The organism is Pseudomonas sp. JAI120, assembly GCF_014207255.1.
Lineage (GTDB): Bacteria > Pseudomonadota > Gammaproteobacteria > Pseudomonadales > Pseudomonadaceae > Aquipseudomonas.
In genome coordinates, this window is record NZ_JACHCZ010000004.1 from 38,956 (window position 1) to 52,776 (window position 13,821).

A 13,821-nucleotide genomic window follows, 5' to 3' on the forward strand; every position below is an offset into this window, starting at 1 on the left:
ATTTATGCAGCTTTAGCGACGTGAGGCCAGATAGCGCCGCAGCCCCTCTTGGGCGTCCGGGCAGTAAGGCTTTTGCTGCGCTTCCTGCAGGACCGTTTCAACGGGCAAAAAGCGCGCTTCCATGACTTCTTCAGGCTGCAGGCGCAGAGGCCCGTCCCAGGTCGCGGAATAGGATTTGCACCAGAGTCGGCTGTCGCCATCTTCGAAATAGAAATGGTCATGTTCGATCAATTCCACCCCGCCGACACCCAGTTCTTCTTCGAGCTCGCGGGCAGCCGACAACGCGTAGGATTCGCCCGCCGCGACCATCCCGCCCGCCGCCGTATCCCAGAAACCCGGGTACAGGGCCTTGCTCAGGGTGCGCCGATGCACACACAGCTCACCCTTGGAATTGAACAGGAAGATAAAGGTGCAGCGGCCGATCAGGCCGCGCTGGCGCAGGTCTGACCTGACGAGGTGGCCGAGCAGGTTGTCCTGCTCGTCAACCCAGCAGATCAGTTCGGCATCGGAGGCTACGCGGTGCGCAGCCTCCTTTTGAGTCGCGTCCATCATTAACCCTGGTTGAGCAGTTGACGCAAATCGATCACCGCCGCGTTGGCCCGGGAAATGTAGTTGGCCATGACCAGCGAATGGTTAGCCAACACGCCGAAGCCGCTGCCGTTGAGGATCATCGGACTCCATACCGGCTCTTGCGAAGCCTCCAGCTCACGAATGATCTGGCGCACGCTGACGGTGGCGTTTTTCTTGGCCAGCACGTCGGCAAAGTCGACTTCGATGGCACGCAACAGGTGGGACAGCGCCCAGGCCTGACCACGGGCTTCGTAGAACACGTTATCGATCTGCATCCATGGGGTTTCCACCACTTCTTCGTCGACCTGCGGCACTTCACCCGGCGCCAGGGTTTCGGTTTTCAGTGCGGTGTTCAATTTGACCCGGCCCACGCTGGCCGACAGGCGTTGCGACAGCGAACCCAGGCGGGTGGCCACATCGCCCAGCCAGTTGTTCAGGTTGTCGGCGCGGGCATAGAACAAGGCGCCACGCTGATTCGGATCGGACAGGCGCGCTTCATAGCGGTTCAGGGAGTTGATGCCTTCCTGGTACTCCGACTCACTGGAGGGCAGCACCCAGCTCTTGTTGTCGAAGTTGAAACGCGGCTCGGCCTTGGCCAGATCGGCGTCTTCGGCCGACTGCGACTGGGAGCGGGCGAAGTCTTTACGCAGGGCGCGGGTCAGATCGCGCACCTGCACCAGCACGCCGTACTCCCAGCTCGGCATGTTGTCCATCCACAGGCCCGGCGGGAAACGGTCGTTGGAAATATAGCCACCGGGCTTGTTCAGCAACGTGCCGACCACGGTCTTGAGGGTTTCGACGGTGGTATAGCCCAACACCATCTGCTTGCCTTCCTTCTCGGCGGCAAGCTGCGCATTCTGCTGGACCGGGAACAGCGCCGGCTCTTCGCTCCAGTACCAGCCCAGGGCGCCGGTGACCAACAGATACAGGCCGAGCACGCTGAGCATGGCTCGGCTCATCAGCAAAGTACGAAAATAGCTGCGGTTGGCCGACTTGGGCTCAGGGGCAGGGCCTTTGGCACTGCCCGCACGGTTTTTCCAGTCCAGCATGGCGATATCCTTTCAATCACTTGAGTTCATGCACTTGAATTGAGGGCGTGCGTTCAAACACTCCGACCACAACCCTACCCCATCGTGCCCGCCCATGCGGGGCTTTTCACCAAACGTGCAGACGGGAAGCATTCGACTATAAAGGATGCACGCCTTTTAAGCTGCGCGACCATCAGGTCACCCACTGAATATCAGGGACACGCAGTTAATTGACATATGACACTCATCCCATTGAAAAGAGGTGCTAGCATAGAGCCATCAGTTCGACCTCAGCATGCACCCTAACTAGTAGTCAGGATATGACCGAGCCAGAAGACCCCAGCCGTGAGCGTCTCAAGCAGCATTTTGCCCAGCGGGTAATTCATCAGGCACGTCAAATTCTTGAGATCTGGCAGCGCCTGCAACGCAGCGAATGGTCAAGCGCCGACCTCTCCGAACTCAGCGAAGCCAACCTGCGCCTGCTGCGCTTTGCCGAGCGCTTCGAACAACCCGAGCACGGCCAGTTGGCGCGGCACATCGGTGACTCACTCAAGGCGGTGGACGAAAACCGCGGACGCTTGAGTAGCCACTTGATCACCGAACTCAACCGCTTGATGCAGCGCTTGTCCCGCACCGGCCTGCGCCAGGGCGACCAGTTGGAACAAACCTTCCTGCCGCCGATGCGCAAGCCGATCTACGTGATGCTGGCCGATCACGACCGCGCCGAGCGCCTGGCCAAGCAGCTGGAATTCTTTGGCATGAGCGCCCACTCCCTGGACAGCGTGGCGGCGTTTCGCACCTCGATGAGCGAACGCCTGCCCTCAGTCATTGTCATGGACGTGGATTTCTGTGGCGCCGGTCTGGGCCTCAGGCTCGCGGCCGAGGCCCAGGAAGGCCTGGAGCATAAGCTGCCGCTGTTGTTTTTCAGCCTGCATGAAACCGACACCCCCACTCGCCTCGCCGCCGTGCGCGCCGGCGGCCAGGAATTCCTCACCGGCACGCTGGAAGCCTCCAGCCTGCTGGAAAAGATCGAAGTGCTGACCTGCGTCGCCCAGTACGAACCATACAAAGTGCTGATCATCGATGACTCGCGGGCCCAGGCGCTGCACACTGAGCGGTTGCTCAACAGTGCCGGCATCGTCACCCGTACCTTGATCGAGCCGATCCAGGCCATGGCCGAGCTGGCGGACTTCCAGCCCGACCTGATTATCCTCGACATGTACATGCCGGCCTGTACCGGCACCGAACTGGCCAAGGTCATTCGCCACAATGACCGTTACGTCAGTGTGCCGATCATCTACCTGTCGGCCGAAGACGACCTGGACAAGCAGCTGGACGCCATGAGCGAAGGCGGCGACGACTTTCTCACCAAACCGATCAAGCCGCGCCACCTGATCACCACGGTGCGCAACCGCGCCGCCCGTGCGCGTAACCTCAAGGCGCGGATGGTGCGCGACAGCCTGACCGGGCTGTACAACCACACCCATATCCTGCAATTGCTCGAAGACTGCAGCTTCCGCGCGCGCCGCGAGAACAAGCCGTTGAGCTTTGCCATGCTCGACATCGACCACTTCAAGCGGGTCAATGACAGCCACGGCCACCCCATGGGTGACCGCGTGATCAAGAGCCTGGCGCTGTTTCTCAAGCAACGCCTGCGCAAGACCGATTACATCGGCCGCTATGGCGGTGAAGAGTTCGCCATCGTGATGCCCGACACCGACCTGGAATCGGCCTGCAAGGTGCTGGATGAAATTCGTGGGCGCTTTGCCGAAATTCACTACCCGGCCCAGCCCCAGGACTTGTGGTGCACCTTCAGCGCCGGGGTGGTGGAGCTGTGCGACGACTCCGACAGCCTGATGATGGCCGCCCAGGCCGACGAGGCGCTGTACCGCGCTAAGCATGCCGGGCGTAACCGCGTGCAAGCGGCGCGCACGCCAAGGCAAAGTGCCATCTTTTCACCAGAATCCAGTGATTCCGTCATAACCCTGTAATGAAAACGCAATAACTTCAGGCACTTACCTTTTGCCGTCGGTTGATATCCCGCATGCGCCTGAAGCTGCTGACCAATCTCAATACCCTCCTGCTGGTGGCCGTTTGCCTGGCGCTTGGAGCGACGCTGTGGTGGTCGCAACGGGCGCTGGAACGCCCTTATTTGCTGATGGAACGCTACCTCGGTCTGTCACAGACCTTTCAGAACCAGGCCGCGCGCAATATCGACGACTACCTGGCCAGCGGTGATGCATTGCGCTTGAGCAGCGCCAGCCAGAGCCTGGAAAGCCTGTTGCAGCACCTGGATGAACTGCCAGCCGACCTCGCGCAAAACCTGCGCCCCAGCCTCGCGGACCTGGATACCTTCAGCAAGACCGACCTGCTGGCGGCCGGTAAGTTGGCGGGCGACCCGCAAGCCTTGTTGCTGCAAGCCGAGCGGGAGCTGGGCGCCAATCTGGAGCAACTGAGCCAGTACGCAATGGGCGTCAACACCCCCGAAGCCGCGCGCTACCTGCCACCGCTGCTGGCCGCCTCGCAACACCTGGGCAAGCTGTCCCTGGCCCGCGGCAAACTGGTGAGCAGCGGTCGCGCGGAACTGGCGGACGATGTAGAGCGTGAAGTCGGCAATATGCGCAGCCAGGCAGATCTGCTCGAACAACTGCCACTGCTCGGGGTAAAAGCCAGCGCAGAATCCAACACCGATGATTTTTCGGCCTTGATGGGCCTGGAAAATACGCAAAAAGCCGAAGCCCAGGACACCGGCGTCGACCTCAAGCGCGAACTCAACGGCCTGCTGGCCCGCTACCCCGCCGAACTCCAGCGCACCCGCACGCAGATCCAGCAACGCGCCGACCTGGCCGCTGCCACCCATTTGAAAATCGCTGCCGTTCAACAGGCGATCGCCGGCCTGGAGCCGGTGGTGCGCGCGCAACACGGCAAGATCCAGGGCGAAGTGCGCCTGATACAAGGCGTGATGATCGGCCTGATCCTGCTGATCGCCCTGCTGATCGACACCCTGCAACGGCGCTTGGCGCGGGTGCTGACCAACCTGGCACCGGCCTTGTCGATCTGGGCCGAAGGCGACTTCAGTCAACCAATTGCCCTGGGCAAGACCAACCGCGAACTGCGCGACATCGAAGCGTCCCTCAACCGTTTACGCGCCTACCTTGTGGACCTGGTGGGTACCATCCGTGGCAATGCCGAAGAAGTGGCCGGCAGCAGCCGCGCCTTGGCCGAACTGAGCAGTGGCCTGCACGACGGAGCCGAACGCCAGGCCGGGGATACCGCGCAGATTCGTGATTCCCTGGGCGAACTGGAAGCCACCATCCAGCAAGTCGCCGGCGATGCCAGCCAGGCCGCCGGTGCCAGCCGCAGCGCAGGCCAGGCGGTCGAGCAAGGCCAGCGAGTGATCGGTCTGAGCCTGACCGGCCTGCACGCGCTGGTGGGTGAAGTGCAGCAAAATGCGCAGATGATCGAGAAACTCGCCGAAGAGTCCGCCACCATTGGCGGCGTATTGACCGTGATTCGCTCGATTGCCGACCAGACCAACCTGCTGGCGCTCAACGCCGCTATCGAGGCCGCCCGCGCCGGTGAGGCCGGGCGCGGTTTTGCCGTAGTCGCCGACGAAGTGCGCACCCTGGCCCAACGCACCGCTGGCGCCACCGCCGAGATCCAGGGCTTGATCACCGGCCTGCAAACCGCTGCACACCAATCGGTGCAGGGCATGCGCGCCCAGGTCGAACACGCCGAGGCCACCGCCCAGCAAGCCCAGGCGGCAGATGGCGCACTGGATGAAATCGTCGGCGCGATCCAGACCATTTCCGCCACCGCCGTGCGCATTGCCGATGTAACGGCGCAGCAAAGTGGCGCCGTGAGTGAGATTCGCGATAACAGCGAACGGATTCATCAGCTGGGTGAGGACAACCTGCTGCGCATCGGCCAGGGCCGCAGCCAGGGTGAGCATTTGCTGGTGCTGGGTGGGCAGCTTAATACGGCTGTGCAGGCGTTCCGTGTCTGACCTGCCCCCTGAAGATCCAAAATCAAATAATGTGGGAGGGGCTTGCTCCCTCCCACATTTGATCTCCACGGGATTCAAGGGCGTATTACCAATGACCGGATCCCGACCCCCAGTCACAAATTTTGCGCAATCCTCGCTAATCGTGCCGCCTACTGCATAGAACTGGACAGTCACAAAGGCTTTGCGGCATAGTCGCCGGGTTCTGCCTTGCCCACATCAATAACAAGGAACAGCCGATGGCGACCTTACTGGTTCTTCACGGACCCAACCTGAACCTGCTCGGCACCCGTGAACCGGGCGTCTACGGGGCAGTAACCCTCGATCAGATCAACCTTGACCTGGAACGACGGGCACGTGAAGCCGGCCACCATCTGCTCTACCTGCAAAGCAATGCCGAGTATGAATTGATTGATCGCATCCATGCCGCGCGTGGCGAAGGCGTGGACTTTATCCTGATCAATCCCGCCGCTTTTACGCACACAAGTGTTGCATTACGTGACGCGCTGCTGGCGGTGAGCATCCCATTCATCGAAGTGCATTTATCGAACGTGCACAAACGCGAACCTTTCCGCCATCACTCCTACTTCTCCGACGTTGCGGTAGGAGTGATCTGCGGCCTTGGCGCCAGCGGTTACCGACTGGCCCTGGAGGCCGCCCTGGAACAGCTTGAAGAACAGGCCAAGCGCCCCTGACCGACCCTTGGGAGTTGATGATTCATGGATATCCGTAAAGTTAAGAAACTGATCGAACTGCTGGAAGAATCCGGTATCGACGAGCTGGAAATCAAGGAAGGCGAAGAGTCCGTACGGATCAGCCGCCACAGCAAGACCCCGGCCCAACAGTTCTACGCGCCACAGATGCAGGCACCGGCACCAGCTGCTGCTCCGGCCGCCGCGCCTGCTGCTGCCGCTGCACCTGCCGCACCGGCAGCCCCTGCGCTGAACGGTTTCGTGGTCAAGTCGCCAATGGTCGGTACGTTCTACCGCACCCCGGCACCGACCTCGCCAGCCTTCGTTGAAGTGGGCAAGACCGTGAAAGTGGGCGACACCATCTGCATCGTTGAAGCGATGAAGATGATGAACCACATCACGGCCGAAAAAGCCGGCGTCATCGAATCCATCCTGGTAGAAAACGGTCAGCCGGTTGAGTACGACCAGCCGCTGTTCACCATCGTTTGAACCGCGGAGCGCCTTCGATGTTGAAACCTGCGAAGAAACTGCAAAAAGTCCTGATCGCCAACCGCGGCGAGATCGCGCTGCGTATCCTGCGCGCCTGTAAGGAAGAGGGCATCAAGACCGTCGCTGTTTACTCGACGGCCGATACCGAATTGATGCACGTGAAACTGGCGGACGAAAGCATCTGCATTGGCCCGCCACTGGCCACGAACTCGTACCTGAAAGTCTCGAACATCATCGCGGCCGCAGAAGTGACCGGCGCTGATGGCATCCACCCGGGCTACGGCTTCCTCGCGGAAAACGCCGATTTCGCCGAACAGGTGGAAAAATCCGGGTTTGCCTTCATCGGCCCGAAAGCCGAAACCATTCGCCTGATGGGCGACAAGGTATCGGCCAAGGACGCCATGATCGCCGCCGGCGTGCCAACCGTTCCGGGCTCCGACGGCCCACTGCCTGAAGACGAGGAAACCGCACTGCGCATTGGTCGCGAAGTCGGTTACCCAGTGATCATCAAGGCCGCCGGTGGCGGTGGTGGTCGCGGCATGCGCGTGGTGCACAAGGAGGAAGAGCTGATCGAAGCGGCCAAGCAGACTCGCTCCGAAGCGGCTGCCTGGTTCGGCAACCCGATGGTCTACCTCGAGAAGTACCTGACCAACCCACGTCACGTGGAAGTGCAGGTACTGTCCGACGGCCAGGGTCACGCCATCCACCTGGGCGACCGCGATTGCTCGCTGCAACGCCGTCACCAGAAGGTGCTGGAAGAAGCACCGGCACCGGGCCTGGACGAAACCGCTCGCCAGGAAGTCCTGGCTCGCTGCGTCAAGGCGTGCATCGACATCAACTACCGCGGCGCCGGCACCTTCGAGTTCCTCTACGAGAACGGCCGCTTCTACTTCATCGAGATGAACACTCGTGTGCAGGTAGAGCACCCGGTGTCGGAGATGGTCACCGGTATCGACATCGTCAAGGAGATGCTCAGCATCGCCGCCGGCAACGTGCTGTCCTTCACCCAGGACGACGTGAAGATCCATGGCCACTCCCTGGAGTGCCGGATCAACGCCGAAGACCCGAAGACCTTTATCCCAAGTCCAGGCCTGGTCAAGCACTTCCATGCTCCGGGCGGCAACGGCGTTCGCGTCGATTCGCACCTGTACAGCGGCTACAAGGTTCCGTCCAACTACGACTCGCTGATCGGCAAGCTGATCACCTGGGGCGCCACCCGCGACGAGGCCATGGCCCGTATGCGCAATGCCCTGGACGAAATCGTGGTCGACGGCATCAAGACCAACATCCCGCTGCACCGGGACCTGGTTCGTGATGAAGGCTTCTGCGAAGGTGGTGTGAACATTCACTACCTGGAACACAAGCTGGCCAACCAGTAAGTGCTCCACCCAACAAAGCCGCCTTCGGGCGGCTTTGTTGTTTGTGGGCCCTCTATTTTGAAGATGTACACAGTCCAAATGTGGGAGGGGGCTTGCCCCCCGATAGCGGTGGATCAGTTACAGATACCGAGACTGACACACTGCAATCGGGGGCAAGCCCCCTCCCACATTTGACCGGCGTGCAGTCAGTAGTGTCGTCTTCTGCCCGCCGCTCGCGTAAACTTGCGCGCTTTCGCAGCCTACCCGGCTGCACACTCATTTTTTCAAAGGTGCCCGCCATGCCTTGGCTGCAAGTCCGTCTCGCCATCAGCCCAGAACAAGCCGAAACCTACGAAGACGCTTTCCTCGAAGTGGGCGCCGTCTCGGTCACCTTCATGGACGCCGAAGACCAGCCGATCTTCGAACCCGAGCTGAACACCACCCCGCTGTGGTCCCACACTCACCTGCTGGCCCTGTTCGAAGACGGCGCCGATGCCGCCGCCGTGCTGGCCCATATGGAGTTGCTCACCGGCAGCCCATTGCCTGAGCATCACAGCGAAATCATCGAAGACCAGGACTGGGAACGCAGCTGGATGGACAACTTCCAGCCGATGCGCTTCGGCCAGCGCCTGTGGATCGTGCCGAGCTGGCATGCCGCCCCGGAGCCGGACGCGGTCAACCTGCTGCTGGATCCGGGCCTGGCATTCGGCACCGGTACCCACCCCACCACCGCGCTGTGCCTGGAGTGGCTGGACGGCCAGAACCTGACTGACAGCCACGTGCTGGACTTCGGCTGCGGCTCGGGGATCCTGGCGATTGCCGCCCTGCTGCTGGGCGCCAAGGAAGCCGTGGGCACCGACATCGACGTGCAGGCCCTGGAAGCCTCCCGCGATAACGCCGGGCGCAACAACATTCCTGAAGGTAAATTCCCGCTCTACCTGCCGCAGGATTTGCCCCAGGTGCAGGCCGACGTGCTGGTCGCCAATATCCTCGCCGGCCCGCTGGTTTCCCTGGCGCCGCAACTGTCGAGCCTGGTCAAGCCGGGTGGGCGCCTGGCGCTGTCGGGCATCCTCGCCGAGCAAGGCGAAGACGTCGCCGCCGCCTACGCCAAGGATTTCGAGCTGGATCCGATCGCTAACCGTGATGGCTGGGTACGCATCAGCGGACGTCGGCGCTAGAATGAGCGCTTGCCTGAATCGGATGGCCGCATGACCGACAGTTTCGTCACCCAGTGCCCGCATTGCCAAACCCGCTTTCGCGTCAATCACGCCCAATTGAGCGTGGCTCGCGGCGTGGTTCGCTGCGGCTCGTGCCTGCAAGTCTTCAACGCTGCCCGCCAGTTGCTGGAGCAGCGCGCCCAGGCGCCTGCGCCGGAGCAACCGGCCGCGATCGAGCCCGCGCGCGAAGCAGCGCCTGAGCCACAGCGGGCAATCAGCCAGAAGCAGTGGAGCGCCGAAGAGCTGGACCTGGACAACCTGGACCTGGACAAGGAACTGGCCAAGCTGGAACGCCGCGAGATTCAGCATACCCAGCCCGTAGGCGCGGAACGCCGCCAGCCCGGCGCCGACCGTCGGCAGAAAGAAGACGCCCTCAGCGCCAGCCGCGAAACCGTCAAGGCCGAAGAAGAAAAATGGGCCGCCAGCCTGTTCAGCGAGCCGGCTGAAGAACGCGCCAACGCTTCCGAAGAAGAACCTGAACCGAGCAAAGCCCCTGCGACCAGGCAACGCACCGAGCCATCCGTGTCGTTGCACATCGACGACAGCGACGATGAGCCAGCGCTGCGCTCAACCCCGGACGATGAACACCCCGACCCGCCGTTCACGCCCCTGACAGCAGCAGCGGATGAAGCGCAGCCCGAAGAGCGCGCGCAATCCCGTCGCAAGCGCCCACGCCCCGAGGCCGGCGTCCATGACGACCTGCTCCAAGACCTAGAAGACGACCCTCTGCACTTGTACGCGCAAAAACGCCCGCAGGGCCTGGGACGCCGCCTGATCTGGATGCTGCTGGTACTCATCGCCGCCGCCGGCCTGGCCGCGCAGTACATTGCCTATCAATTCGACGATCTGGCCCGCCAGGACGCTTACCGCCCGTGGTTCCAGCAACTGTGCCCCACACTGGGCTGCACGGTGCCGTCGCGGGTCGATATCGCCCATATCAAGAGCAGCAACCTGGTGGTACGCAGCCACCCCGAGTTCGCCGGGGCGCTGGTGGTGGATGCGATCATCTATAACCGCGCGACGTTCTCCCAGCCCTTTCCGCTGCTGGAGCTGCGTTTCGCCGACATCAACGGCAACCTGATTGCCAGTCGTCGCTTCAAGCCCGCCGAATACCTGAGTGGCGAGTTGGCTGGGGTGAGCGAAATGCCATCACAGACCCCGATCCATATCTCCCTGGACATCCTCGATCCGGGCAATAAAGCCGTGAATTACAGCTTGAGCTTCCACTCGCCCGAGTGAATCGGCTCACGCACCGAAGCTTGACGGTGGATTATTGACTGGGCGCCGCCCATCCAAACCGGCGGCGATAAAGAAATAACTGTTCAGATTTTATCCAATTCAGCCTTTATCCAGTCATCGAGAGCGGGTATCATGCCAACCCTTTTTCGAACTCTAATGATCCGGCCCCACAACAGGGAAGTCCTATGTCGGCGGTACGCATCGGCCCATATACATTGCAGAATGGCTTGATTCTCGCCCCGATGGCGGGCGTCACCGACCAGCCCTTTCGTCAGCTGTGCAAGCGTTTGGGCGCGGGTCTAGTAGTCTCGGAAATGGTCACCAGCGACATGAGCTTGTGGAACACCCGCAAATCGCGGATGCGCATGATCCACGAAGGTGATCCCGAGCCCCGCTCGGTACAGATCGCCGGCGGTGATGCGCAAATGCTGGCGGATGCGGCCCGAGCCAACGTGGAGTTGGGCGCACAGATCATCGATATCAACATGGGCTGCCCGGCCAAGAAGGTCTGCAACAAGGCCGCCGGTTCCGCGCTGTTGAAGGATGAGCAGTTGGTTGCCGAGATCCTGCAGGCCGTTGTTGCCGCAGTGGATGTGCCGGTGACCCTGAAGATTCGTACCGGCTGGGACCGGGACAACAAGAACGGCCTGACGGTGGCGAAGATCGCCGAACAGGCAGGCATTACAGCGCTGGCAGTGCATGGCCGCACCCGCGCCGACCTTTACACCGGTGAAGCCGAGTACGACACCATCGCCGCGATCAAGCAGGCGGTGTCGATGCCGGTATTTGCCAATGGCGACATCGACTCAGCCGAAAAAGCCCGGCGCGTGCTGCAAGCCACCGGTGCCGATGGTGTGTTGATTGGCCGGGCCGCACAGGGGCGACCGTGGATTTTTCGTGAGATCGAGCATTTTCTGCGTACGGGTGAAGTCATGCCGGCGCCGGAACTGGTCGAGGTGGAACGTATTCTGCTAGAGCATCTGGCTGCACTTCACACCTTCTATGGAGAGGTGATGGGCGTGCGTATTGCTCGCAAGCATGTGGGTTGGTATCTCGCAACCCTGCCGGGCGCCAGGGAGTTTCGCGCCGGCTTCAATCGTTTGGATGAAACGCAAGCACAGGTCACCGCCGTTCGTGAGTTTTTTGCCGAACGAGACAAGAGCCTGAGAGCAGGGGACGGAGAATGGGTGGCCGCATGACGATGATGACCGAGACTTTAGTGAGTGGAACAACACCCGTGAGCGACAACGTCAATTTAAAACAGCACCTCAACACGCCGAGCGAAGAAGGCCAGACCCTTCGCGGGAGTGTCGAGAAGGCGCTGCATAATTATTTCGCCCACCTTGAGGGCGCTTCCGTCACGGACGTGTACAACCTGGTGCTCTCCGAAGTCGAGGCGCCCCTGCTCGAAAGCGTGATGAACTACGTCAAGGGCAACCAGACCAAAGCCAGTGAGCTGCTGGGCCTCAACCGTGGCACCTTGCGCAAAAAGCTCAAGCAATACGATTTGCTGTAAGCATTCAATCAAACCAGAAAGGCGCCCGCGTAAAACCGGTCGCCTTTTTTGCTGACTCCTTTGCTTTTGATGGAAATTGAAATGACCGACCAGACTACCCGCCTGCCGATCCGCCGCGCCTTGATCAGTGTCTCCGACAAGACCGGGATCCTCGAATTTGCCCGGGAGCTGGAAGCCCTGGGTGTGGAAATCCTCTCCACGGGCGGGACCTTCAAACTGCTGCAGGACAACGGCGTGGCCGCAGTGGAAGTGGCGGACTACACCGGCTTCGCAGAAATGATGGACGGTCGCGTCAAGACCCTGCACCCGAAAATCCACGGCGGCATCCTCGGTCGTCGCGGCATCGACGACGCCATCATGACCGAGCACGGCATCAAGCCGATCGATCTGGTGGCCGTTAACCTCTACCCGTTCGAAGCCACCATCAACAAGCCAGGCTGCGACCTGCCGACCGCCATCGAAAACATCGATATCGGCGGCCCGACCATGGTTCGCTCGGCGGCCAAGAACCACAAAGACGTGGCCATCGTGGTCAACGCCGGCGACTACGCCCAAGTGCTGGAAAGCCTGAAAGCCGGCGGCCTGACCTACGCCCAGCGTTTCGACCTGATGCTCAAAGCGTTCGAACACACTGCCGCCTACGACGGCATGATCGCCAACTACATGGGCACCGTGAACCAGGCCGCCGAAACCCTGAGCACTGAAGGGCGCAGCCAGTTCCCGCGCACCTTCAACAGCCAGTTCATCAAGGCCCAGGAAATGCGTTATGGCGAGAACCCGCACCAGAGCGCGGCGTTCTACGTGGAAGCCAAGCCTGCCGAAGTGGGCATCGCCACCGCGACCCAACTGCAAGGCAAAGAGCTGTCCTACAACAACGTGGCCGACACCGACGCCGCGCTGGAATGCGTGAAGAGCTTCGTCAAGCCGGCCTGCGTGATCGTCAAGCACGCCAACCCGTGCGGCGTGGCCGTGAGCCCGGACGCTGAAGGCGGCATCCGCCAGGCGTACGAACTGGCCTACGCGACCGACACCGAATCGGCATTCGGCGGCATCATCGCGTTCAACCGTGAGCTGGACGCCGAAACCGCCAAGGCCATCGTCGAGCGTCAGTTCGTCGAAGTGATCATCGCCCCTTCCGTGAGCGAAGAAGCCCGCGCCATCGTGGCGGCCAAAGCCAACGTGCGCCTGTTGGCCTGCGGCGAGTGGTCGGCTGAACGTGCCGCTGCCTGGGACTACAAGCGCGTCAATGGCGGCTTGCTGGTACAGAGCCGCGACATCGGCATGATCGGCAGCGCAGACCTGAAAGTCGTGACCAAGCGCGCCCCGACCGAGCAAGAGATCAACGACCTGATCTTCGCCTGGAAAGTGGCCAAGTACGTTAAATCCAACGCCATCGTCTACGCCAAGAACCGCCAGACCATCGGTGTCGGCGCTGGCCAGATGAGCCGCGTGAACTCGGCGCGTATCGCCGCGATCAAGGCTGAGCACGCCGGTTTGCAGGTGGCCGGTTCGGTGATGGCGTCCGATGCATTCTTCCCGTTCCGTGATGGCCTGGACAACGCCGCCAAAGCGGGCGTGACTGCCGTGATCCAACCGGGCGGCTCGATGCGTGATGCCGAGGTGATTGCCGCTGCTGATGAAGCCGGCATCGCCATGGTCTTCACCGGTATGCGCCACTTCCGTCACTAAACACCCCTGCTTTCCTACTG

12 protein-coding genes are annotated in these 13,821 nt (G+C 61.5%); 10 read left to right on the top strand and 2 right to left on the bottom strand.

What is annotated here, in order from left to right; all coding sequences use genetic code 11:
* Positions 1-12: 12 nt before the first annotated feature.
* Positions 13-549, bottom strand: coding sequence for an NUDIX hydrolase (locus tag HDC32_RS21245; protein ID WP_131696706.1), 537 nt, complete (start codon positions 547-549; stop codon positions 13-15).
* Between the two features lie 2 nt (positions 550-551).
* Complete coding sequence (locus tag HDC32_RS21250) at positions 552-1,529, bottom strand: DUF2333 family protein (RefSeq protein ID WP_409438492.1); 978 nt, start codon at positions 1,527-1,529, stop codon at positions 552-554.
* Positions 1,530-1,918: 389 nt separating this feature from the next.
* Here HDC32_RS21250 and HDC32_RS21255 point away from each other — a divergent pair, with 389 nt between their 5' ends.
* From HDC32_RS21255 to purH, 10 genes are all read left to right on the top strand, one after another.
* On the top strand, positions 1,919-3,589 hold the full coding sequence (locus tag HDC32_RS21255) for a PleD family two-component system response regulator (protein ID WP_184745356.1): 1,671 nt from the start codon (positions 1,919-1,921) through the stop codon (positions 3,587-3,589).
* 53 nt (positions 3,590-3,642) lie between these two features.
* The gene (locus tag HDC32_RS21260; RefSeq protein WP_184745358.1) at positions 3,643-5,604 is read left to right on the top strand and encodes a methyl-accepting chemotaxis protein; all 1,962 of its coding nucleotides are present in this window, start codon (positions 3,643-3,645) and stop codon (positions 5,602-5,604) included.
* Between the two features lie 236 nt (positions 5,605-5,840).
* Positions 5,841-6,296 (top strand): type II 3-dehydroquinate dehydratase, encoded by a 456-nt coding sequence (gene aroQ / locus HDC32_RS21265; RefSeq protein WP_003171482.1) that lies wholly within the window; start codon positions 5,841-5,843, stop codon positions 6,294-6,296.
* A 24-nt stretch (positions 6,297-6,320) separates the two neighbouring features.
* Complete coding sequence (gene accB, locus HDC32_RS21270; protein WP_027607997.1) at positions 6,321-6,782, top strand: acetyl-CoA carboxylase biotin carboxyl carrier protein; 462 nt, start codon at positions 6,321-6,323, stop codon at positions 6,780-6,782.
* A 17-nt stretch (positions 6,783-6,799) separates the two neighbouring features.
* Complete coding sequence (accC, locus tag HDC32_RS21275) at positions 6,800-8,161, top strand: acetyl-CoA carboxylase biotin carboxylase subunit (RefSeq protein ID WP_131696710.1); 1,362 nt, start codon at positions 6,800-6,802, stop codon at positions 8,159-8,161.
* A gap of 278 nt (positions 8,162-8,439) precedes the next feature.
* Entirely contained in the window at positions 8,440-9,318 is an 879-nt protein-coding gene (gene prmA / locus HDC32_RS21280) for a 50S ribosomal protein L11 methyltransferase (RefSeq protein ID WP_167656900.1), read from the top strand.
* Between the two features lie 30 nt (positions 9,319-9,348).
* Positions 9,349-10,596, top strand: a complete 1,248-nt coding sequence (locus HDC32_RS21285; RefSeq protein ID WP_184745360.1) for a DUF3426 domain-containing protein — start codon at positions 9,349-9,351, stop codon at positions 10,594-10,596.
* Positions 10,597-10,781: 185 nt separating this feature from the next.
* Positions 10,782-11,795, top strand: a complete 1,014-nt coding sequence (gene dusB, locus HDC32_RS21290; RefSeq protein WP_184745362.1) for a tRNA dihydrouridine synthase DusB — start codon at positions 10,782-10,784, stop codon at positions 11,793-11,795.
* A complete protein-coding gene (gene fis, locus HDC32_RS21295; RefSeq protein WP_002555375.1) occupies positions 11,792-12,112 on the top strand; it encodes a DNA-binding transcriptional regulator Fis in 321 nt (106 codons plus the stop codon). Before dusB ends, fis begins: the two co-directional genes overlap by 4 nt.
* A gap of 81 nt (positions 12,113-12,193) precedes the next feature.
* On the top strand, positions 12,194-13,801 hold the full coding sequence (gene purH, locus HDC32_RS21300) for a bifunctional phosphoribosylaminoimidazolecarboxamide formyltransferase/IMP cyclohydrolase (RefSeq protein ID WP_131696714.1): 1,608 nt from the start codon (positions 12,194-12,196) through the stop codon (positions 13,799-13,801).
* Positions 13,802-13,821: the final 20 nt, after the last annotated feature.